General features: G+C 65.5%; 23 protein-coding genes. 18 read left to right on the forward strand and 5 right to left on the reverse strand.

Annotation, left to right across the window (positions count from 1 at the left end; translation table 11 throughout):
- Positions 1–253 precede the first annotated feature (253 nt).
- Genes C9E82_RS21405 through C9E82_RS21440 form a run of 8 tightly spaced genes read left to right on the forward strand, consistent with a single transcriptional unit; the run spans position 254 to position 6,527 of the window.
- Positions 254–1,456: a CaiB/BaiF CoA transferase family protein gene (locus C9E82_RS21405; protein WP_119900979.1), complete on the forward strand. Its 1,203-nt coding sequence runs from the start codon at positions 254–256 to the stop codon at positions 1,454–1,456.
- Positions 1,457–1,481: 25 nt separating this feature from the next.
- A complete protein-coding gene (locus C9E82_RS21410; RefSeq protein WP_244936053.1) occupies positions 1,482–2,618 on the forward strand; it encodes an acyl-CoA dehydrogenase family protein in 1,137 nt (378 codons plus the stop codon).
- An 11-nt stretch (positions 2,619–2,629) separates the two neighbouring features.
- Positions 2,630–3,034, forward strand: a complete 405-nt coding sequence (locus tag C9E82_RS21415; RefSeq protein WP_119900977.1) for a hotdog family protein — start codon at positions 2,630–2,632, stop codon at positions 3,032–3,034.
- Positions 3,027–3,461, forward strand: coding sequence for a MaoC family dehydratase (locus C9E82_RS21420; protein WP_119900976.1), 435 nt, complete (start codon positions 3,027–3,029; stop codon positions 3,459–3,461). Before C9E82_RS21415 ends, C9E82_RS21420 begins: the two co-directional genes overlap by 8 nt.
- The gene (locus tag C9E82_RS21425; RefSeq protein ID WP_119900975.1) at positions 3,458–4,387 is read left to right on the forward strand and encodes a dihydrodipicolinate synthase family protein; all 930 of its coding nucleotides are present in this window, start codon (positions 3,458–3,460) and stop codon (positions 4,385–4,387) included. The genes C9E82_RS21420 and C9E82_RS21425 overlap by 4 nt, the downstream gene beginning before the upstream one ends.
- Positions 4,384–5,295 (forward strand): dihydrodipicolinate synthase family protein, encoded by a 912-nt coding sequence (locus C9E82_RS21430; protein ID WP_240643702.1) that lies wholly within the window; start codon positions 4,384–4,386, stop codon positions 5,293–5,295. Before C9E82_RS21425 ends, C9E82_RS21430 begins: the two co-directional genes overlap by 4 nt.
- A complete protein-coding gene (locus C9E82_RS21435) occupies positions 5,292–5,591 on the forward strand; it encodes an EthD domain-containing protein (RefSeq protein ID WP_119900974.1) in 300 nt (99 codons plus the stop codon). The genes C9E82_RS21430 and C9E82_RS21435 overlap by 4 nt, the downstream gene beginning before the upstream one ends.
- 18 nt (positions 5,592–5,609) lie before the next feature.
- Positions 5,610–6,527, forward strand: coding sequence for a LysR family transcriptional regulator (locus C9E82_RS21440; RefSeq protein WP_119900973.1), 918 nt, complete (start codon positions 5,610–5,612; stop codon positions 6,525–6,527).
- Here the strand turns inward: C9E82_RS21440 and C9E82_RS21445 are convergent.
- Positions 6,524–7,291, reverse strand: a complete 768-nt coding sequence (locus C9E82_RS21445; RefSeq protein ID WP_244936054.1) for an HpcH/HpaI aldolase family protein — start codon at positions 7,289–7,291, stop codon at positions 6,524–6,526. The genes C9E82_RS21440 and C9E82_RS21445 overlap by 4 nt on opposite strands.
- 199 nt (positions 7,292–7,490) lie before the next feature.
- Between C9E82_RS21445 and C9E82_RS21450 the strand changes: the two genes are divergently transcribed.
- Genes C9E82_RS21450 through hydA form a run of 4 tightly spaced genes read left to right on the forward strand, consistent with a single transcriptional unit; the run spans position 7,491 to position 11,800 of the window.
- Positions 7,491–8,045, forward strand: coding sequence for a TRAP transporter small permease (locus C9E82_RS21450; protein WP_119899961.1), 555 nt, complete (start codon positions 7,491–7,493; stop codon positions 8,043–8,045).
- Between the two features lie 2 nt (positions 8,046–8,047).
- The gene (locus C9E82_RS21455) at positions 8,048–9,328 is read left to right on the forward strand and encodes a TRAP transporter large permease (protein ID WP_119899967.1); all 1,281 of its coding nucleotides are present in this window, start codon (positions 8,048–8,050) and stop codon (positions 9,326–9,328) included.
- A gap of 23 nt (positions 9,329–9,351) precedes the next feature.
- Positions 9,352–10,311 (forward strand): TRAP transporter substrate-binding protein, encoded by a 960-nt coding sequence (locus tag C9E82_RS21460; protein WP_119899959.1) that lies wholly within the window; start codon positions 9,352–9,354, stop codon positions 10,309–10,311.
- A 31-nt stretch (positions 10,312–10,342) separates the two neighbouring features.
- Entirely contained in the window at positions 10,343–11,800 is a 1,458-nt protein-coding gene (hydA, locus tag C9E82_RS21465) for a dihydropyrimidinase (RefSeq protein ID WP_276312122.1), read from the forward strand.
- Here hydA and C9E82_RS21470 read toward each other — a convergent pair.
- Genes C9E82_RS21470 through C9E82_RS21485 form a run of 4 tightly spaced genes read right to left on the reverse strand, consistent with a single transcriptional unit; the run spans position 11,797 to position 14,443 of the window.
- The gene (locus tag C9E82_RS21470) at positions 11,797–12,459 is read right to left on the reverse strand and encodes a GntR family transcriptional regulator (RefSeq protein ID WP_119899955.1); all 663 of its coding nucleotides are present in this window, start codon (positions 12,457–12,459) and stop codon (positions 11,797–11,799) included. The genes hydA and C9E82_RS21470 overlap by 4 nt on opposite strands.
- Positions 12,460–12,461: 2 nt before the next feature.
- A complete protein-coding gene (locus C9E82_RS21475; RefSeq protein WP_119899953.1) occupies positions 12,462–12,896 on the reverse strand; it encodes a MaoC family dehydratase in 435 nt (144 codons plus the stop codon).
- Entirely contained in the window at positions 12,893–14,035 is a 1,143-nt protein-coding gene (locus C9E82_RS21480) for an acyl-CoA dehydrogenase family protein (RefSeq protein ID WP_119899951.1), read from the reverse strand. Before C9E82_RS21480 ends, C9E82_RS21475 begins: the two co-directional genes overlap by 4 nt.
- Before the next feature lie 42 nt (positions 14,036–14,077).
- Positions 14,078–14,443: a tautomerase family protein gene (locus C9E82_RS21485; protein ID WP_119899949.1), complete on the reverse strand. Its 366-nt coding sequence runs from the start codon at positions 14,441–14,443 to the stop codon at positions 14,078–14,080.
- A 92-nt stretch (positions 14,444–14,535) separates the two neighbouring features.
- Here C9E82_RS21485 and C9E82_RS21490 point away from each other — a divergent pair, with 92 nt between their 5' ends.
- The 6 genes from C9E82_RS21490 to C9E82_RS21515 are packed head-to-tail and all read left to right on the forward strand — an operon-like array spanning position 14,536 to position 20,231.
- A complete protein-coding gene (locus tag C9E82_RS21490; RefSeq protein WP_244936055.1) occupies positions 14,536–15,441 on the forward strand; it encodes a dihydrodipicolinate synthase family protein in 906 nt (301 codons plus the stop codon).
- Between the two features lie 20 nt (positions 15,442–15,461).
- A complete protein-coding gene (locus tag C9E82_RS21495; RefSeq protein WP_244936056.1) occupies positions 15,462–16,442 on the forward strand; it encodes a TRAP transporter substrate-binding protein in 981 nt (326 codons plus the stop codon).
- A 57-nt stretch (positions 16,443–16,499) separates the two neighbouring features.
- A complete protein-coding gene (locus C9E82_RS21500; protein WP_119899945.1) occupies positions 16,500–17,015 on the forward strand; it encodes a TRAP transporter small permease in 516 nt (171 codons plus the stop codon).
- Complete coding sequence (locus C9E82_RS21505) at positions 17,015–18,301, forward strand: TRAP transporter large permease (protein WP_119899942.1); 1,287 nt, start codon at positions 17,015–17,017, stop codon at positions 18,299–18,301. Before C9E82_RS21500 ends, C9E82_RS21505 begins: the two co-directional genes overlap by 1 nt.
- Before the next feature lie 9 nt (positions 18,302–18,310).
- Positions 18,311–18,721, forward strand: coding sequence for a DUF3830 family protein (locus C9E82_RS21510; protein ID WP_119899940.1), 411 nt, complete (start codon positions 18,311–18,313; stop codon positions 18,719–18,721).
- Between the two features lie 19 nt (positions 18,722–18,740).
- Positions 18,741–20,231 (forward strand): AMP-binding protein, encoded by a 1,491-nt coding sequence (locus C9E82_RS21515; RefSeq protein WP_119899938.1) that lies wholly within the window; start codon positions 18,741–18,743, stop codon positions 20,229–20,231.
- The last annotated feature ends 497 nt before the right edge of the window (positions 20,232–20,728 follow it).

Here is a 20,728-nt window from a genome sequence, read left to right on the forward strand (position 1 = left end):
GGTCCAAATCCGCGCGGCGGTCCTCAACCGCTTCACGGCGCTCGGTATCCCGATGACCGTGGCCGCAGGATAAGTGTGTCCGGGGAATGGGAAAGTGCGGTCATCAGCTGATTTGCGCAACAGCGCCCGTCGGTTACGCCCTGCGTCTAATTTCTCAACAAATAGTCTGCTGCCATATTATCATAGCTGCCTATATTCTCGCTTGCCCGATCTTTGACGTAACCTGTCGCAAACAGATCAACAGGGGAATGACATGGGTGCCTTGAACGGAGTTACGGTTCTCAGCTTCAATCATTTTCTGTCGGGACCGGCAGCGGCGCAGTTCCTGGGTGATATCGGCGCCGATGTCATCGCCATCGAGCCGTTGAACGGGGCCTTCCAGCGCAACTGGGCAGTGGGCAACCGTTTCGTGGACGATACTAGCGTCAACCACATGACCACGGGGCGCAACAAGCGCTCGGTCGCGGTCGACCTGAAATCGCCCGAGGGGCTGGCCGTGGTGCGCCGGCTGCTGGAGCGGGCCGACGTGGTGATGGAGAATTTCCGCCCCGGCACGCTGGACAAGCTGGGCCTATCCGAAGCCGAGATGCGCAAGGTCAATCCTCGCCTGATCTATGCCGCGACGACGGGCTATGGGGGGGATGGCCCCTATAGCACCCGCCCCGGCCAGGACGTGCTGTTGCAGGCCATGTCGGGCCTTGCCGCGCATACCGGCAGCATGGAGACCGGCCCGATCGCCATCGGCACCGTGCCCATCGACCACCACGCCGCCGTGCTGACCGTCGCGGGCATCCTTGCCGCCCTGTTCGAGCGCGAGCGCACCGGCCAGGGCAAGCGAGTCGAGGTCAACATGCTGCAAGCCGCGCTGGATTTGCAGGGCGAATCCATCACCGCATGGATGAACGGCGCGGATCGCGCCGGGCCGCGCGGGCAGGCGGGCATGGCCAACTGGTTCAGCCCCGCGCCCTACGGGATCTATGCGGTGCAGGACGGGCATGTGATGATCTCGATGTCCAAGCCCGCCGATCTGGCGCAGGCGCTGGACCTGCCGCAGCTTGCGGATTTCACCGAAAAGGATGGCTTCGACAGGCGGGCCGAGATTTCGGCGATGGTGGCGCAGGGCATGGCCGCGCTGACGGCGGATCAGGCGTTGGAACGGCTGGCCGGGGCCGGTGTCTGGCACGAATTGGTGCGCGATTACGACAGCCTGCGCGACAATCCGCAGGTCCGGCACCTGGGCGCCTTCATCGACGCGCAGACGCAGGGCGGCTCGCCCATGACCATGCTGGCGCATCCGATCCGCTATGACGGCGCGCCGCCGCCGGTGCGGCTGACGCCGCAGCCCCTGGGCGGGCAGACGCGCGAGGTTCTGGCCGAGGCCGGGTTCAGCGCGCAGGAAATCGACGCGCTGATCGCGGGCGGCGCTGTCGCGCAGACCGACAAGATGCGGGGCTGAGATGGATTTCACGATTTCCGACGAAATGAAGATGGTGACCGAGGCGGTCGCCCGCTTCATCCGCGAAAAGGTCCAGCCGCTTGAGCAGGAGACAGAGGAAGCCGCCCGCATCCCCCCCCAGAAGCTGGCTGCCGTCAAGGCCGAGGCGCAGGCCCTTGGCTTCTATGCGCTGAACATGTCCGAAGAGGCCGGCGGCGGGGGCTTGGGCGTGCTGGACATGTGCCTGGTCGAGGAACAGCTTGGTCAGACCTCGGACGCGCTGATCCGGCGCATCTTCGGGCAGGTCTATCCGATGCTGGAGCGCCTTGAGGGCCCGCTGCGCGACGAATACCTGTATCCGACCGTGAAGGGCGACAAGATCTGCGCCATGGCGATCACCGAGCCGGGCGCCGGATCGGACGCGGCGGCGATCAAGACCCATGCGAGGCTGGAGGGCGACGAATGGGTGCTGAACGGCACCAAGCATTTCATCTCGGACGGGGATATCGCCGATTACGTCATCGTCATGGCGGTGACCGATGCCGAGAAGCGCGCGCGCGGCGGCATCAGCCTGCTGATCGTCGACAAGGGCAGGCCCGGATTCACGGTGACGCGCAACCAGCCGATGATGGGCCATCGCGGCTATGGCCATGCCGAGATGACCTTCGACGACGTCCGCGTCCCGCGCGGGAACGTCCTTGGCCCGGTGGGCGAGGGCTTCCGCGTGATGATGGCCAATGTGGGCGGCATCCGCCTGGGCCATATCGGCGCGCGGGCCGTGGGCATGGCCAGCCGCGTGGTCGAGATGATGCGCCAGCACGCCGCGACCCGGCGGCAATTCGGCCAGCCCATAGGCGATTTCCAGATGGTCCAGCAGATGATCGCCGACAGCGCGATGGAAATCTTCGCGACCCGGATGATGGTGCTGAACACCGCGTGGGAGGTCGATCAGGGCATGGACCCGCGCGACAAGGTCTCGATGGTCAAGGTCATGGCCTCGGAAATGCTGGGCCGGGTCGCGGATCGCGGCATCCAGGTCTTCGGCGGCTACGGCTTTACCAGGGAATTGCCGCTGGAACGCATCTATCGCGATGCCCGCGTGACGCGGATCTATGACGGCACCTCCGAGGTGCATCGGATGCTGATCGCGCGCTCGGTCATCAAGAACGGCCTGACCCTTTGAAGGAAAATCCCATGAACGAGCTTCCCCGGATCGGTCAGTCGATGACCTTCCGCAAGACGATGACCGTGGCCGAGCAGGGCTTCTTCACCGGCATCACCGGCAATATGGGCCGCGCTCATGTGGACCGCGCCTTCGCCCGCGCGCAGGGGCAGCCCGACATGCTGGTCTTCGAACTGGCGGCGGCGGGGCTGTTCTCGACCGCCTTCGGGCGCATTGCCGGGCCGGGATTCCGGCTGGGGCGGATCGAGACGCAATTCGCGCGCGCCCTGCCGGTCGGCACCTCGCTTGCCGCGACAGTGACCGTGGCCGAGAGCGGCGCGGATGGCATCCTGTTCGACCTCAGCGCCGAGGTGGACGGCCAACAGGTCATCGCGGGTAGGGCGCAACTGGTCCCGCTGGTGTCCGGCGATGTATGACATCCGCAATATCGACGAACTGGCGGTGGGCGACCGCGTCTCGGTGACCAAGACCGTGACCGAGGCCGACGGCGCCATGTATATCGCCGCGACCGGCGATTTCGGGCCGGTGCATGTGGATCAGGGCTATGCCGCGACCACGCGCTTCGGCGAAAGGCTGGCGCCCGGCATCCTGGTCGCGGGCATCTGCACCTCGGTCCTGACGGCGGAACTGGTGGGGACCGTGGGCGTCTCGGTCCGCGACTGCTTCTGGTTTACCGGCGCGGTCCGCTATGGCGACACGCTGACATTCGACATCTGGATCTCGGCCATCGACGCCGGGAACCGCACCGTGGACTGGCAGGCCAGCGCCCGCAACGAAGACGGCGTCGAGGTGCTGAAGGCCGACGCCACGCTGAAATTTCCTAGAAAGAGGGTAACCACATGATTACCGGCAAGGATCTTGGCGGCATCACCGTCGCGACCGTGCTGCCGTTTCACGAGGACGGCAGCATCGACTGGCCCGGCTACGAGGCCGTGCTGGATCATTGCGCCCGCCCCGACACGACCGACTGCGTCTTCGTCAACGGCCATGCGGGCGAGGCGACGGCGCTGACCCCCGCCGAGCGGGCCGAGGTGATCCGCCGCACCCGCGACCATATCGGCAAGGACCGCATCCTGATGGCGGGCGTCGTGCCGACCGGCTATCCCGACGTCATCGCGCAGGCCGAGGCCGCGCGCGAGGCGGGCGCCGACGTCGCCGTGATCTTCCCGGCCGAGGCGCTTGGCGGCGGCAATGCCAATACCTGGGCCGGGGTGCAGTTCATCGAGAAGCTCGGGGACGAACTTCGGATGCCGCTGTCGGTCTTCCAGTTCCCCATCGCTTCGGGCTTCGGCTTCTCGACCCCGGTGCTGGCCCGGATCGCGCAAATCCCGCAGGTCGTCGCGATCAAGGAGGGCTCGGCGACGCTGCTGGCCTATGACGAGAACCGCCGCGCGGTGAAGGCCGCCGCGCCGGATGTGGCGATGCTGCCCTCGAACTTCCACTGGTTCTTCGCGCAGGTGGCGCTTGGCGGCGACGGCATCCTGTCGGGGCTGGCAAGCCTTGTACCGGGGCTGCTGGCCGATCTGTGGCGGGCCTCGCAGGACATGGACCTTGCGCGGATGCGCGAGGCGAACGAGCGGCTTTATCCCGTCGTGCGCGCGATCTATGGACCCGCGCCGGTCGTGGACATGCATACCCGCATGAAGGATGGGCTGCGGCTGATGGGGATCATCGGGAACTCGGCTCCGCGCCTGCCGCTGCTGCCGCAACCGCCCGAGATCGTGGAAGGCGTCCACAAGGCGCTGGCCGAGGCCGGGGTGCTGTGGTGAACGGCGGTCTTTATGCGGCGACGATCTGCCCGATGACGCCTGATGGCGCGTTGGATCCGGAGGCGCTGTCGGCGCATGTCGCCGGCGTCATGGCGACCGAGGGGCTGGACGGGTTGCTGCTGAACGGCCATGCGGGCGAGGGTGTGTTCATGTCGCGCGACGAACAGGTGCAGGTGGTCCGCACCGCCCGCCAGACCGCCCCGGATGCCCGCATCCTTGCCGCCGTCAGCGCGGAATCGACCGTGCAAGCGGGGGACGATGCGCAGGCGGCACTCGCGGCGGGGGCTGATGCGATCATGGTCTTCGCCCCGTTTTCATGGGCGCTTGGAGCCGATCCACGCGCGATCATTGCCCATCACCGCGGCATCGCCGAGGCCGCGGCGGGGCCGGTCTATCTGTTCCAGGGCTCGGTCGGCTCATTCCGGCTGGCCTATGCGCCCGAGGTGCTGCGCGAATTGTTGCAGATCGAAAGCGTCGCCGGCATCAAGGAAGGCAGCTGGGAAACCCGCGCCTACGAGGTCACGCGCCGCATCGCGCGCGAAGTCAGGCCAGACGTGGCCGTCATGGCGTCGGGCGACGAACACCTTTATGCTTGCTTCTGTATCGGCAGCGACGGCAGCGCGGTCAGCCTTGCCGCCGTCCTGCCGGGGCTGATCGTCGCGCTGGACCGCGCGGTGCGCGCGGGCGACCACCCGCGCGCGCTGGCGATCCATGCCGCGCTGTTTGACTTCGCCCGGCTGGTCTATGCCGCGCCCGGCCATATGGCCGCCGCCCGGTTGAAGGCCTGCCTGGCCGAGCTTGGCCGCATCCCGCGCGATACCTGCCGCGCGCCGACGCCGCCCGTCCACCCCGAGGAACGCGCCGCCCTGATGGCCGCGCTGCGCCCCTGCCTGGAGCTTCAGCCGTGACCGGATTGCAGACCCATATCGTCTTCGTCGATATCGACCCCGAACACGAGGCCGCTTTCGACCACTGGTATGAAAACGTGCATTTGCCGGATATCCTGGCTTGTCCGGGCTGGCTGGACGCCCGGCGCGAGAAATGCCTGGAAGGCGGCCCGCAGCATGTGGCGATCTACACCATCACTGGCCCTGAGGCCTATGAAACGCCACAGTTCAACGCTATCAAGGGCTTCGGGCCTTTTACGGACAAGGTTCGGAACTTTCACCGGATCCGCCTGACGCGGGGCGCGGTCGGCCTTTGACGGGGGTGCTTGCACGACATGCTCAACCTGCGACAGCTGGAGATCCTGCGCGCCGTCGTGCAGTTCCGCACCACGGTCGGCGCGGCGGAACAGCTGGGCATGTCGCAGCCCTCGATCTCGAACACGATCCGGCATGTCGAGACCGTGCTGGGCTTTCCGCTGTTCGAGCGCCAGTCGAACCGGCTTGTGCCCACCGAGGAGACGTTGATCCTGCTTGAGGAATCCGAGCCGCTGTTCATGCTGCGCGACGCGGTGAACCAGCGCGCGGCCGACCTGCGGATGGGACGGATCGGGCGGGTGCGCATCGCCTCGACCGCCGAGATCAGCGAGGCTGTGTTGCCCCGCGTCATCGCCGGATATGCGCGGCAATATCCGCAGATCCAGATCTCGCTGGAGACCCGCCCGCTGGAAAGCGTGTTGCAGGTGGTCGAGAACGGGCTGGCGGATGTGGCCTTCTTCATCTCGGCCTATGACCGCCAGGCGCTGGATTTCCAGCCGGTGGCGGAATTGCGCGCCGTCTGCATCTGTCCGACCGACAGCCCGCTGGCGCGGCTGGACAGCGTGACCCCCAGGGACCTGGACGGCCAGCCGCTTGTCGGGCCGCGCCTTGCGAACCGGGTGGGCATGATGATCGCCGACAGCTTCCACGAATGCGGCATGGACTATCGCCCCTCGATCGAGACGCGCTTCATGAACGCCGCCTCGCGCATCGTGGGCGAGGGGTGGGGCGTTGCGGTGGTGGACGAGTTGTCGGCCCATGTCGCGCTGCGGCCGGGCCTGACCGTGCGGCCCTTCCAGTCGAAGCTGCGCTTCAACCTGGTCGCGGCGACGCTGAAGACCAAGACGCTGTCGCGCCAGACCCGCCGCTTCATCAAGGCTTTCTCGGACCAGGTGACGACCCAGCTGGACGAAATGCATGCCGCCTCGCTTCCCTAGCCGCGCAGGGCCGCCACCAGCGCGCCGCCGCCTTCGACTAGCAGGTTGGTGTCGTTGGTGGCGACGATCAGGCCGGCATCCTGCGCATGGGTCTCGATCAGCTGCGGCGGCAGGCCCATGACGCCGAAGCCCTTGCCATGATCGGCGGCGGCCTGCGCGATCCGGCGGAAGGCGGTCCGCACCTCCGGGTGATCCGGCTGGCCGCGAAGCCCAAGATCATCGGCCAAGTCGTTCGTGCCGATCACCAGCATGTCCAGCCCCTCGACGGCGGCGATGGTTTCCACCGCATCCAGTCCCTCGGCGCTTTCGATCATCGCGGCAATGGTTGCGCAGCGCCCGGCGGCGGCGCAGAGGTCCCGGGCGGGCAGCACCGCATAGCCCAGCCCCGGAATCGGGCCGGGAATGCTGCGGGCGCCCAAGGGCGCGAAGCGGCAGGCCCGGACGATTCGGCGGGCATCGGCCTCGCTGTCCACATGGGGCACGATCAGCCCGGCCGCGCCGCAATCCAGCACCCGCGCCAGATCGCCCGAGCCGGGCCCGCCGACCCGCCCCCAGACGGGAAAGCCCGCCGCCAGCCCCGCCGCCGCCACCTGGCCAAGCGCGGCCAGCCCAAGCGGGCCATGCTCCATGTCCACGATCACAAGGTCGAACCCGGCGCCGCGCGCCAGAATCACCGCCTCGGCCCGGCCCAGAAGGCAGAGGGCAAGGCCGATCCGCCGGGCTGGGGTTTTCGCATCCTGCCTGTTTTCGGGGCTGCTGTTCATGGGCCGTCCAATCCTCTGACTCGATGCCCGAAGCTTGCCATGAAAACCCCGGGAATATTTGCCGGATCGACGCAATAAATACTGACTATCAGATTCTTTATAGTTGGCCGCCTTCTGGACGCCCCGTTTCCCTATAACCTGTTCCCATCCAACGAGCGTGAATGCGCCGCCACCCGACAGGTCCAAGGGAGTCTACCTGATGCCTTATCCGTCAGTCACCGAAACAAGCCCGCCCGGCGGCGCGGCCCATCCGCTGATCCGCGCGGGATGCCATGCCCTGCGCCTGCTGCGCCGGGTCGCGGACGTCGCCGTGCTGGCCCTGCTGGCCTATATGGCCTGCGCGATCCTGGCGCAGGTGGTGGGGCGCTATTTCTTCAACTACTCGATCGCCTGGAGCGAGGAGACCGCGACATTCGCGCAGGTCTGGCTGACTCTGCTGGGGGCGGGGGTGGCGATGCGCTACAACCAGCATGTCGGGGTGGATTTCCTGATCCTGAAGGCGCCGCTTGCCGTGCAGCGGGTGGTGAACGGCGCGGCCTTCCTGCTGGGGGTCTGGTTTCTGGGCGTGGTCATCGTAGGGTCGCTGTCGATGCTGTCCATCGGGATGATGGTGAAATCGCCCGCCCTGCGCCTGCCCATGGCCATCCCCTATGCCGCACTGCCGGTGGGCTTTGGCTATTTCCTGCTGGAATTCGCCCTTTCGACCCTGCCGCGCGTGCTGCGTCCCGGCGCCACCAGGACAGAGGAGAATTGATCGTGGCCATTGCGCTTTCCGGTTTCCTGCTGCTGCTGATATCGGGCATTCCCATTGTCCTGGCCCTGGGCATCGCCGGCCTGATCGCGATCGAGCTGACGACGAATGCGCCCATTTCCATCGTCGCGCAGCGGGTCTATGGCGGGATCAACTCGTTCACGCTAATGGCAATCCCCTTCTTCGTTGCCGCCGGGCTGCTGATGGAGGCCGGCGGCATCGCCCGCCGCTTCGTCGCCCTGGCCGAGGCCCTGGTCGGCTGGATCACCGGCAGTCTCTACATGGTCGCCATCGTGACCGGGACGGGGCTTGCGGCGATCTCGGGCTCGGGTTCCGCCGACACGGCCGCGATCAGCGCCGTCATGGTGCCCGAGATGAAGAAGCGGCGCTATAATATCGACATGGCGGCGGCGGTCATCGCGGCCTCGGGGGCGCTGGCCTCGATCATCCCGCCCTCGATCGTGATGATCGTCATCGCCATCACCTCGAACCAGTCCATCGGGGCGATGTTCCTGGGCGGGGTCGTGCCCGGCTTGATGGTCATGGCCTTCCTGATGATCGGCTGCTGGCTCTATTGCCGCCGCCGGGGCGAGATCTATCGCGACGCGCAGACTTTCACGCTGGCGCGCCTATGGCGCGGCTTCCTGGACGCGGGGCCGGGCCTGCTGATCCCGCTGATCGTGATCGGCGGCATCGTCGGCGGCGTCTTTACCGCGACGGAGGCCGCCTGCATCGCGCTGTTCGCCACGCTGGCCATCACCATGCTGATCTATCGCGAGATCAAGCTGCGCGACCTGCCGCGTATCATGCTGCGCGCGATCAGTCTGTCGGCCACAGTCCTAATCATTGTCGCGATCGCCAGCGTCTTCACCTGGGTCATCGCGACGACCGGCCTGCCCGCGATGCTGCGGGACTGGCTGACCGGCCTGACCCAGAGCCCCTGGCTGTTCCTGCTGATCGTGAACCTGCTGCTGCTGTTCGTCGGCATGTTCATGGAGAGCATCTCCGCCGTGCTGATCCTGCTGCCGATCCTGACGCCCATCGCGCAGAGCTTCGACATCGACCCGGTGCATTTCGGCATCGTCGTGTCGCTGAACCTGTCCATCGGTCTGATCACGCCGCCTTACGGCATCTGCCTCTATGTCGCCGCCAGCGTGGCGGGGCGACGCATCGAGCAAGTCAGCCGCCAGGTCTGGCTGCCCTTCGGCACCATGCTGATCGTGCTGCTGCTTGTCACCTATATCCCGGCCATCTCGCTTTGGCTGCCGGACGCGCTGGTTCGCTAACCATATCAACGGGGAAAACCTTCATGTCGAAAACGATACTCGCCTCTTTCGCGCTGCTTGCCGCCGTCGCGGCCCCGGTCGCGGCGCAGGAACATGTCTTCAAGGTCGGCCATACCAATGCCGCCGGCGAGATCCAGGACGAGGGCCTGCAGAAGATGAAGGAGCTGCTGGAGGCCAAGACCGACGGTGCGGCCACGCTGGAGATCTATCCCGGCGGCCAGCTTGGCGACGAGGCCCAGTCGATCGAGGGCGTGCTGCTGGGCAGCGTCGACATGTCGATGCCTTCGAACTCGATGCTGTCGAATTATGTCGAGGATTTCAAGATCTTCGACATGCCCTTCCTGTTCCCGACCATCGAGGGACTGGGCGAAAGAGTCGATGAGAACTGGGACATGATGCAGGCATCGGCCAATGCCGGGGGCTTCCAGCTTCTGGGCGTCTATTCCTCGGGCATCCGGCACCTGATGACCAAGAAGCCGGTCGAGGCGATCGAGGACCTGGCGGGCATGAAGATCCGCACCATGCAGAACCCCGTCCATGTCGAGGCCTGGCGGGCTTACGGCGCGAACCCCACGCCCATGTCCTATAACGAGCTTTACGGCGCCTTGCAGTCCGGCGTCGTCGATGGGGCCGAGGGGGCCTCGTCCGCCTATGACGGCATGAGGTTCTACGAGGTCGCCCCCGATTTCGCGCTGGTCGGCTGGCTGAACATGATCGCGCCGGTGATCATGCAGAAGGCGGCTTTCGACGCGCTGCCTCCGAACATCCAGGCTGCGCTGATGGAATCGGGGCGCGAGGCCGCCGCGTGGCAGCGAGGCTATGTCGAGGAACAGGAACAGCCGCTGCTCGACAAGTTCGCCGAGCTTGGCGCGACCGTCACCCGGCCCGACTCCGCGCCGTTCCGCGCCCTGTCCGAAGCGCTCTATGAAAGCCAGCTGACCACCCCTGGCCAACAGGCGCTTCTGAAGGCGATGACGGAATAAGGGGCACGGCGCCACAGGCGGGGGCGCCGCCTTGCGCAAAAAAGGAGAAGCCATGCTGGATACCGCCATACGCAATGCGACGATCATCACGGCGGGGGACCGCTTTACCGCCCAGATCGGCATCAGGGACGGGCGCATCACCGCCATCGCCGAGGATGTCGGCCCCGCGGTCGAGCAGATCGACGCGACCGGGCTCTGGGTCATGCCCGGCGGCATCGACGCGCATGTGCATCTGGAACAGCCGCAGGGGCCGGGCATCGTCATGGCGGACGGTTTCGAAAGCGGCACCCGCTCGGCGGCGGCGGGGGGCACCACGACCGTGATGCCCTTCGCGCTGCAACAGAAGGGCCAGTCGCTGCGCGAGGTCGTCGATGCCTATCACGCCGCGGCGCGCGGCAAGTGCCATGTCGATTGCTCGTTCCACATCATCATCACCGATCCCACGCCGCAGGTGCTGGGGCAGGAGCTGCCGGCGCTGGTCAAGGCGGGCTACAGCTCGTTCAAGGTCTTCATGACCTATGACGACCTGGTGCTGAACGATGCCGAGCTGCTGGAGGTCTTCGACGTGGCGCGGCGCGAGAAGGCGATGGTCATGGTCCATGCCGAGGGCCACGATGCCATCCGCTACATGACCCGCCGGCTGGAGGACGCGGGCAGGACCGCCCCCTATTACCACGCCGCCAGCCATCCCGAGATCGCCGAGCGCGAAGCCACCCATCGCGCGCTGAGCCATGCCGAACTGACCGATGTGCCGATCACCATCGTCCACGTCTCGGGGCGCGAGGCGATGGAGCAGATCCAGTGGGCCAAGCGGCGCGGGCGCAAGCTCTATGCCGAAACCTGCCCGCAATACATCGTCCTGACCCGCGATCACCTGAAGGGGCTGAACATGGATTTCGAGGGGGCGAAATATGTCTGCTCGCCGCCCCCGCGCGACCTGGCCAGCCAGCAGGCGATCTGGGAGGGGCTGCGCGACGGCACCTTCGACATCTTCTCGTCCGACCATTGCCCGTTCCGCTTCGAGGATCCGCAGGGCAAGTCGGTCGAGGGCGCGCGGACCTCGTTCCGCTGGGTGCCGAACGGGATTCCGGGGGTCGAGACGCGCCTGCCGATCCTGTTTTCGGAAGGCATCGCCAAGGGCCGGATCAGCGCCGAGCGGTTCGTCGCCCTGACCGCGACCAACCCCGCGCGGCTGTTCGGGATCTATCCGCGCAAGGGCACCATCGCCATCGGTTCGGATGCCGACCTGGTGCTGTGGGACCCGGCGCGGAAGGTCACGATCAGCCAGTCGCTGCTGCATCACGACTGCGATTACACGCCCTATGAGGGGCTGGAAGTGACTGGCTGGCCAGCCCGCACCATCCTGCGCGGACGCACGATCATGGCGGCAGGCAAGGTGACGGGCGCCCCGACCGACGGTGCCTATGTCGATCGGGGTTTCAGCGAGGCGTTCGACCAGGGTGCGGGCGATCAAGGCATCGACGGCTAGTCTTCGGGTACGATGCGCGAGACCAGGTCCTCCATCATCGCGGCGTTCTGCATCCGCAGTATCGCCTCGGCCGCCACGCCGTCGTGGCGGCGCAGCGCGTCGATCAGCAGCTGCATCTCCTCGGCCATGACGCGGCGGCGGCCGGTGCCGTAGCCATAGCCACGCCGGAAGGCGAAGATGATGTCCCAGCCGCGCAGGAAGACCCGCAAAGCCTCGCGGTTGCCGCCATATTCGACCAGCTTGGCGTTGAAGTCGCGGTTGATCTTGATGGCCTCCAGATCCTCGCCGCGGTCGAGGTGGTCGCGATATTGCTGCGCCAGTGCCTCCAGCGCTCGGATGCGCTCCAGCGTCAGCCGGGCCATGCCGCGTTTGACGGCGCAGATGCGCAGGTCGGTGTTCAGCTCGAATAGGTCGGTGATATAGGCGCGGTCCAGCTTGCGAACCGTGGCGCCCCGGTTCGGCTCGATCTGGACCAGCCCTTCTCCCTCCAGCTTTCTCAGCGCTTCGCGCAGCGGCATGGTGGACAGGCCAAATTGCCGGGCGAGATCGGCGATCTTCAGCCGTTCGCCCGGCCCGATCCGGCCGGACAGGATCGCTTCGCGGATCAGGCGGGTGGCCTGGTCGGCTGAGTTCGAGACGATGTCCAGCGGCCTGGCCATGGTCAGCCCCGCATGCGGATCAGCGAGACATGCTCGGCATCGATCACCACTTCGTCGCCGCGCAGCAGGCGCACGGCCTCGGTCACGACGCCGCGCCCCTTGCTTTCGCGCCTGGCGGTGAAATCCATCTGAACGTGAACCTCATCGCCCGCGAGCAGGGGCTTAAGGAAGCGCACCTTGTCCCACCCCAGCGACGCGATCGAGCTTTCGTCGTAAAGATGCAGCTCCGTCTTCAGCCCCTCCATCAGCGCAAGGCCATAAAGCCCATGCGCGATGATGCCCGGAAAACCGGCCTCACGGGCATAGTCGGCATCGGTGTGCAGCGGATGGTGATCGCGCGTCAGGCGGCAGAATGCGCCGATATCGGCCTCGGTGATCCGGTGCCGGGGCGTCGTGAAACGCTCGCCGATCCGGATATCCTCGTAGAACAGGCTCATGTGTATCTCTTCTCGACTTGCCGCGCGATGATCATGCGCTGGATCTGGTTGGTTCCTTCATAGATCTGGCTCAGCCGCACATCGCGGAAAAGCCGCTCGACCCGGAATTCCCGAGAATAGCCGTTTCCGCCATGAATTTGCAGCGCATTCGAGATATGGACCTGTGCCATGTCGGTGGTGAACAGCTTGGCCTGCGCGGCCTCCAGCGCGATGGGCTGGCCGTGGTCGTAAAGCTGCGCCGCGTGACGGATCAGCAGGCGGGCGGCGGCGATGTCCTTGGCCATGTCGGCGATCATGAATTGGATCGCCTGGAACTCGAAGATCGGCTTGCCGAACTGCTTGCGGTCATGGGCATAGGCGATGGCGTCCTCCATCGCGGCCTGCGCCATGCCAAGCGCCATCGAGGACATCATCAGGCGAGAGAAGTTGAAATTCTCCATCGCCATCTTGAAGGCGCCGTTTTCCGGCCCGATCAGGTTGCCGGCCGGCACGCGCGCATCGTCGAAGGAAATCATGCATTCGGCCAACCCGTGCATCCCCAGCAATTGCTCGGATTTGCCGCGATGGACGCCCGCGCAGTCCGTCTCGACCAGAATGCACGAGATCCCCTTGTGCCCCGCCTGCGGATCGGTCTTGGCGAAGACCATGATCACGTCGGCCACCTGCCCGAAGGTGACCCAGGCCTTCGCGCCCTTGATCACGTATTCGTCGCCCTCGCGTCGGGCGGTGGTCGTCATGCTGGCCACGTCCGAGCCGTGATCGGCCTCGGTTACGGCGGTCGCGGGGATCACGCTGCCGTCTAGGATGCCGGGAATCAGCGCCTTGTGCCGGTCGCTGCCGTGGTGGTGCAGGAACAGCGCCGCCTCGACCGGGATGGCGAAGGCATTGCCGACCGCGCCCGAGCCGCGCGCGATTTCCTCCATGGCGATGCAGGCGGTCACGGCGTCCATTCCGGCGCCGCCGGCTTCCTCGGGCAGGGCGACGCCGAACAGGCCCAGTTTGGCCAGCGTCAGGTAGATGTCGTGGGGAAAGACGTTCTCGCGGTCGATTCGGGCGGCGGCGGGGGCCACGACCTCGTCCGAGAACCGGCGGGCCGTGTCCCGCACCATCTGTTGCTCGTCATCCAGGAACTGATCCAAAATTATCTCCTTTCCGTGATTGTTGATCTTCCTGCAAACCGGTCAGATCGACGGGAGGCCGGCGTGGAACGCGTCTTCCGGGGCGCGGTCCATGAAGTAGATGATGACGTTCCTAGGTTTGATACCGTAGGCCCGGGTTACGGCTTCCGTGATCAGCCCGGCGGCCCGGCCCTTCGCGGCGGCACTGCGCGGGAAGGCATGGACTTTTATGAAGATGCGGAATGTTTCAGCATCTTTGCCGTGCTTTCCTGCATGGCCGTAAGAATAGTTGCCGGCCGAATTATAATAGCAGGTGACGATTTCGGGCTTGATCGAGAAGGCTTGGCACAGACCATCGGTCATGGTTCTGGTCGCAAGTTCCCGTATTTCATGGGCTGGACCCGCGTCGGTGACTTCGATGAAGGGCATGAGGTTTCCCGTTGATGGCACAGGTTTTTGATGTGATCTGAAATGTTGTTCTTGACACATTATCTGATCAGATCAAATCTGAATCAACCACTTTGAGCACCGACATCAGGGGAGAGTTCGGGATGAAGTTCCGCGGCAGCTATACGGTCTGTGTCACGCCGTTCGACGCCCAAGGGCAGGTCGATCTGGCCGCGCTGCGCAGCTATGTCGATTGGCAGATCGACGAGGGCGTGCATGGGCTGGTCCCCCTGGGCAGCACGGGCGAGTTCCTGTCGCTGACCCGCGAGGAACGCGCCGCTGTGGCCGAGACGGTCATCTCGCAGGCGGCAGGGCGCGTGCCGGTGCTGATCGGCACCGCCGCCGAATGGACCGACGAGGCCATCGCGCTGAGCCGTGAGGCCGAAAGCCTCGGCGCCGATGGGGTGATGCTGGTCCCGCCCTATTATTCCTCGCCGACCGAGGCGGAACTGACCGTCCATTTCACCCGCGTGGCCGAAGCGCTCGGCATCCCGGTGATGCTGTACAACAACCCCTTCACCGCGAATGTGGACCTGGGCGCGGCGCTGGTCGCGCGCCTCAGCGAGGTGGACAACATCCGCTATATCAAGGACACCACGAAGAACGTCCATCGCGTCACCGAGTTGCTGGATGCCTGCAAGGGCCGCATGACCGTCTTCGCGGGTTACTATCCGTGGGAAAGCTATCTTGCGGGGGCCGAGGGCTACAGCTCGGTCATGTCTAACATCGCCCCAGCGTTGTCGGCGCGGACCTTCACGGAAACGGTGGACGGCGACGGCGCGCTTGGCCGCGAACTGTATCTGCGTAGCCTGCCGCTGATCAATGCGCTGGCCGGGGATCTCTACGTCTCGGCCACCAAGGCGGCGATGCGGATGACCGGCCGGCCGATGGGCGACCCGCGCCCGCCGCGTCTGCCCCTGCCGACCGATGCCGAGGCACGGCTGCGCGCCATCCTCGGCGATCTCGACCTTCTTCGTTGAAACCAAGAACAACAGGGAACATGACCATGAAACTGACCAATCTCGCATTTTGCATCGCCCTTGGCGCGATCGCAGCCGCGCCCGTCCTGGCCCAGGACGTGACCCTGCGGGCCAGCCACAACGCCAATGCGGACGAGCCCTATGGCGTGGGGTTGCGCAAGATGGATGAACTGCTTCGCGAACGCACCGGCGGCAAGGCCGCGATCCAGGTTTTCGACAACGCCACCCTGGGAGACGAGATGGAAAGCATCCAGGGCACCCAGATGGGCACCGTCGACATCGCCGTGACCGCCAACGAGACCCTGGCCAATTTCGTGCCCGATCTCTCGGTCTTCAGCCTGCCCTTCCTGTTCGCCGATTCCGAGCAGATGGACCGTGCCCTGCAGGACCCCGAGGTGATCGCGCAGGCGCAAGATGTGCTGAATGCCCAGGGTTTCCACCTGATCACCTTCTTCTCGGCCGGGACGCGCCACGTGATGACCAAGCAGCCGATCGAGGAGATGTCGGACCTTGACGGCCTCAAGATCCGCACCATGCAGAACCCGGCGCATGTCGATACCTTCCGGGCCTTCGGCGCGAATCCGACCCCGCTGGCCTATACTGAGCTTTACGGCGCGCTGGAAACGGGTGTCGTGGACGGGGCAGAGGCGGCGAATACCAACTTCTATGCGCAGAAGTTCTACGAGGTCGCGCCCGATTGGGCGATGATCGGCTGGCTGGAACTGGTCGCCCCGGTGATCATGGGCGAGGCCGCCTACCAGGCGCTGCCCGAAGACGTCAGGGCGGCGCTGGACGAGGTCGGTGCCGAGGCGGGATCATTCCAGCGCGCGGCCTATCGCGAGAGCGACGCGGCCCGCGAGGCGGATATCGAGGCGGCGGGCGTCACCATTACCCGTCCCGACATCCAGCCCTTCCGCGATGCGGCCGAGGGCGTCAAGCAGAACTACCTGCAATCCGAGGCGCAGCAAAAGCTGTTCGAGCTGATCAGCAATGTCGAGTAAGCGGGCGGGCCCGTGCCCGGCGGTTTCGGCCACCGGGTCACGACAGGAGAAACACCAATGATTCCCCTCATAGAACGCGCCTGCCTGTTGCTGCGGCATGTCATGTCCGCCGTGGTGATCGTCCTGTTCTCGGTCATGCTGGTCGCCGTGCTGGTACAGGTGGCCGGGCGCTATTTCTTCGGCTTCGCGATCTCTCAGGCGGCAGAGATCGCGACATTCAGCCAGATCTGGCTGGTTCTGCTGGGCGCGGGGGTGGCTGTGGCGCGGGGCCAGCATGTCGCCATCGACGTCCTGCCCGCGATGCTGCCGCTTGTCCCCGCGCGCCTGGCCTTGCTGCTGATCGCGCTGACCTCCGGCGTGTTTCTGGTGGTGCTGGCCTATGGCAGCCTGCCGCTTCTGCGGATGGGCGAGTTCCAGACCTCGCCTGCGCTCAGGATCCCGATGAAATACATGTATGCCTGCCTGCCCGTCGGCGCGGCCTACATGATCCTGGAACTGATCCTGTCGGTCGCGCAGCGTTGGAACGATCCCTTCCCGCCGCCAACGCCTGAAACCGAAGAGGAGGCCGTCTGATGCTGGTCGTGGCCATTGCCTTCGTCGTCTTCCTCGCGCTCGGCGTGCCGGTCGTCTTCGTCCTCGGGGCCTCGGCCGTGCTGGCGCTGATCACGACGACCGAGGTGCCGCTGGCCATCGTCAGCCAGCGCGTCTTCGCGGGCCTCAACTCGTTCACGCTGATGGCGATCCCCTTTTTCGTCTTTGCGGGCGTCATCATGGATGCGGGCGGGATCTCGCGCCGGATCGTGGCCTTTGCATCGGCGCTGATCGGGTGGATCGTTGGCAGCCTCTACCAGGTGTCCTGCGTGGCCGCCGCCGGCCTTGCGGCCATCTCGGGATCGGGATCGGCCGACACGGCGGCGGTCTCGGCGATCATGCAGCCGCAATTGCGGCAGCGCCGCTATGACGTGGATTTCGGTGCCGCGCTGATCGCCTGCGCGGGGTCGATGGCGCAGGTCATCCCGCCCAGCCTGACGATGATCATCCTGGCCGTGGTGTCCAACGTCTCGATCGGGACGCTGTTCATCGCGGGGATCGTGCCGGGTTTCCTGTGCATCCTGCTGCTGATGGTCTGTGCCTATGTCTTTGCGAAAAGGAGAGGCGATACCTACCGCGATGCCGAACCATTCACCTGGTCGCGCCTGCTGCGCACCGGATGGGCGGCCACCCCGGCAATGGTGATGCCGTTCCTGATCCTGGGCGGCATTCTGGGCGGCGCCTTCACGCCGACCGAAGCCGCCGCCGTCGCCGCCACCTACGGGCTGCTGGTCGGCTTCTTCGTCTATCGCGAATTGCGGCTTTCGCACCTGCCTGCGCTGATCCTGCGGACGGCCTCGCTTTCGGCGGCGGTCATGCTGATCATCGGGACCGCCAGCGTGTTTTCATGGCTCATCGCCAATGCGAACGTGCCGCAGATGTTGAGGGATTGGCTGCTTTCGGTGTCGGACAGCCCCCTGGTGTTCCTGCTGATCGTGAACCTGCTGCTGCTTTTCGTCGGCATGTTCATGGAAACCATCGCTGCGATTCTGATCCTTGTCCCGGTTCTGGCGCCCATCGCCATCCAGCTTGGCATCGATCCGATCCACTTTTCGGTCATCGTGGTGATGAACTTTGCCATCGGCACGGCGACGCCGCCCTATGGCGTGTCGCTGTTCGTGGCATCCAGCGTGGCGGGGCGAACGGTCATGCAGGTCACGCGCAAGCTGGGCCTGCCGCTGATCGCCATGTTCACCGTCCTGATCATCATCACCTACATCTCCGACGTGCCGCTGTTCCTGCCGCGCATGTTCGGTCTCATGGAGTAAGGAGATCCCATGTCCAGTCTGAAAGTCACCATCGCCGGCATCGAATTCGAAGCGAAATTCGAGGATGCCGCGCCCAAGACCGTCGCGGCCTTCCGCAGGCAGATGCCCTATGTCAGCAAGGTCGTCCATGTCCGCTGGAGCGGCGAGGGCGTTTGGATCCCCCTTGGCGAGGAGGATTTCGGCCTCGGTTATGAGAACCACACCAGCTATCCCGCGCCGGGGCAGTTTGTCCTTTATCCCGGCGGGATCAGCGAGACTGAGATCCTGTTGGCCTATGGCGGGGTGCACTTCTCATCGAAACTTGGTCAACTGGCGGGCAATCATTTCATGACTCTGACCTCGAACCTCGACAAGCTTGCGCAGATCGGCCCGAAGGTGCTTTGGGAAGGGGCACAGGAAATCCGCTTCGAGGAAGCCTGACCCCGATGGAGCCAGCCCGATGACCGCAGCCCTCCTCAGCTATTCCGCTCGCCTGAGCCGACTTGCGGCCAAGCGCCGCGATGCCGAGGCTGTCCGCTTCCTGGCCCGCGACGGGTCCGAACGGTCCGTGTCATGGGCGGAACTGGACGCGCTGGTGGACAGGTTGGCCCATGGACTGGCCGCCAGCGGTGCGGGGCAGAGTTGTGTGATCGGCTTCGCGCTTGGCAACAGCGTCGAGCATCTGGCGCTGGCGCTGGCCATCTGGCGACTTGGCGCGACGACGCTGGTCATGGATCCCGCCATCACGGCCGAGGCCGCCGCCTCGTTGAAGGCCCGCAGCGATGCGCGCCTGATCGTGGGGCAGGGCGGGGCGGTCGGCGATTTGATGGTGGACGACCTGTTGTGGGCGGGCGAGGGGCGGTCCACGCCCTTGCCCGACCTGGTTTCATGTCCGGGCAAGATCGTGATGTCGGGCGGCTCGACCGGCCTGCCCAAGCTGATGTGCGACCACCGCCCCCATGCCCGCAAGCCCGGCGCAAGCTGGGGGCGTGTCGCCCCCGCGCTTGGCTTCCGTGCCGACCAGGTGCAATTGGTCTGCGCGGCGATGTCGCATAACGCGCCTTTCACCTGGGCGCAGAACGGGCTGTTTGAAGGCAATCGGCTCGTCCTGATGGAAAAATTCGACGCCGCACAGGCATTGCGCGCCATCGACCGCCTGTCGGTCGGCTTCGTCATGCTGGTGCCGACGATGATGGTGCGGATGCTGGATGCCGACCGGCAGCGGCCCGCGCGCTTCGACGACCTGCATACGCTTTACCACACCGGCGGGCCCTGTCCGGCCTGGCTCAAGCAGGCATGGATCGACCGGCTCGGCCCGGCCCGCGTGACCGAGATGTATGGCTCGGGCGAGAATACCGGCCAGACCGTCGTGACCGGGGCCGAATGGCTGGCCCATCCCGGCACGGTCGGGCGCGGCTTCGAGACGGATATCCGCATCTGCGGCCATGACGGACAGCCTCTGCCCTCCGGCACCACAGGTGAGATCTTCATGCGCCCGCGCGATCTGGCGGGGCGCAGCGAATATATCGGCCCCGATGCCCCCAGGCCCCGGCGCGACGTCGAAGGCTATCAGAGCATCGGCGATTCCGGCTGGCTGGATGGCGACGGTTACCTCTATCTTGCGGGCCGCTGCGATGACGTGATCAACAGTGGCGGCGTCAAGCTGTATCCCGAGGCGATCGAGGCCGCCCTTTTGCGTCACCCGGCAGTCGCGGATGTAGCCGTCTTCGGTGTCGAGGACCGCGAATGGGGGCAGCGTGTGGTCGCCGCCCTCGTCGCCCGTCCGGGCGCGGCGCTGTGCGAAACCGGGTTGGCCGGCTTTGCAAGGCAACATCTGACCCCCGAGGAACTGCCGAAAGAATGGCACCTTCTTCCGGTCCTTCCGCGAGATGGGTTCGGCAAATTGCGCCGACAGACGCTGGCACGGCAGATGGCCGAACAACAGGCCTGACATGGCAGAACAGGGGTCAGCGCAGAACGCGTGGTGATCTGGCCCTTTTTGCCAGTTGCCGCTGGACCGCGATTTCTGAATGGCTGACACTGCTCTTGACCAGGCCGCCAAACCGTTGTTTGTTTTCCATATTCAGAAATTGCGGTCGAGTGGCTGACAATCTCGACAAAGCACCAATGGTATGGTCTGGCAACCGCATTCTGCGGTTCTGTCATGGACAGGTATCGGGAAAGAGTTGAAGGTGCGGTCTGCCAGATGGATTGCGGCGCTCATGCATCCGATGCAAAGGCAAGTATTTCTGGAATCGTGCCCCCGCAACCAAGAAATGCAAGCAATATCAATCGCTTAAGCCTTCCCCGGGAGGCCTTTTGCATTTGCGCTCCAGCCGCTCCGGAATCATACCGGAAGCAGCCGGAAGCGAACAACAGCGCAAAATCGGCGGGATCACAAATCCGTGCGGGGCAGCGTCGGCCCCTGCGATGATCGCCGATGGCGCG

The organism is Paracoccus sigandri, from assembly GCF_003709565.1.
In the GTDB taxonomy this organism is placed as follows: Bacteria; Pseudomonadota; Alphaproteobacteria; order Rhodobacterales; family Rhodobacteraceae; genus Paracoccus; species Paracoccus siganidrum.

What these genes read in the sequence shown, in the direction of transcription:
- C9E82_RS21420 (WP_119900976.1), top strand. Translation starts at nt 3,027, where the DNA reads ATGTATGACATCCGCAATATCGACGAACTGGCGGTGGGCGACCGCGTC.
- C9E82_RS21510 (WP_119899940.1), top strand. Translation starts at nt 18,311, where the DNA reads ATGTCCAGTCTGAAAGTCACCATCGCCGGCATCGAATTCGAAGCGAAA.
- C9E82_RS21405 (WP_119900979.1), top strand. Translation starts at nt 254, where the DNA reads ATGGGTGCCTTGAACGGAGTTACGGTTCTCAGCTTCAATCATTTTCTG.
- C9E82_RS21515 (WP_119899938.1), top strand. Translation starts at nt 18,741, where the DNA reads ATGACCGCAGCCCTCCTCAGCTATTCCGCTCGCCTGAGCCGACTTGCG.
- C9E82_RS21450 (WP_119899961.1), top strand. Translation starts at nt 7,491, where the DNA reads ATGCCTTATCCGTCAGTCACCGAAACAAGCCCGCCCGGCGGCGCGGCC.
- C9E82_RS21410 (WP_244936053.1), top strand. Translation starts at nt 1,482, where the DNA reads ATGAAGATGGTGACCGAGGCGGTCGCCCGCTTCATCCGCGAAAAGGTC.
- C9E82_RS21505 (WP_119899942.1), top strand. Translation starts at nt 17,015, where the DNA reads ATGCTGGTCGTGGCCATTGCCTTCGTCGTCTTCCTCGCGCTCGGCGTG.
- C9E82_RS21470 (WP_119899955.1), bottom strand. Translation starts at nt 12,459, where the DNA reads ATGGCCAGGCCGCTGGACATCGTCTCGAACTCAGCCGACCAGGCCACC.
- C9E82_RS21475 (WP_119899953.1), bottom strand. Translation starts at nt 12,896, where the DNA reads ATGAGCCTGTTCTACGAGGATATCCGGATCGGCGAGCGTTTCACGACG.
- C9E82_RS21440 (WP_119900973.1), top strand. Translation starts at nt 5,610, where the DNA reads ATGCTCAACCTGCGACAGCTGGAGATCCTGCGCGCCGTCGTGCAGTTC.
- C9E82_RS21425 (WP_119900975.1), top strand. Translation starts at nt 3,458, where the DNA reads ATGATTACCGGCAAGGATCTTGGCGGCATCACCGTCGCGACCGTGCTG.
- C9E82_RS21495 (WP_244936056.1), top strand. Translation starts at nt 15,462, where the DNA reads ATGACCATGAAACTGACCAATCTCGCATTTTGCATCGCCCTTGGCGCG.
- C9E82_RS21485 (WP_119899949.1), bottom strand. Translation starts at nt 14,443, where the DNA reads ATGCCCTTCATCGAAGTCACCGACGCGGGTCCAGCCCATGAAATACGG.
- C9E82_RS21500 (WP_119899945.1), top strand. Translation starts at nt 16,500, where the DNA reads ATGATTCCCCTCATAGAACGCGCCTGCCTGTTGCTGCGGCATGTCATG.
- C9E82_RS21460 (WP_119899959.1), top strand. Translation starts at nt 9,352, where the DNA reads ATGTCGAAAACGATACTCGCCTCTTTCGCGCTGCTTGCCGCCGTCGCG.
- C9E82_RS21445 (WP_244936054.1), bottom strand. Translation starts at nt 7,291, where the DNA reads ATGAACAGCAGCCCCGAAAACAGGCAGGATGCGAAAACCCCAGCCCGG.
- C9E82_RS21415 (WP_119900977.1), top strand. Translation starts at nt 2,630, where the DNA reads ATGAACGAGCTTCCCCGGATCGGTCAGTCGATGACCTTCCGCAAGACG.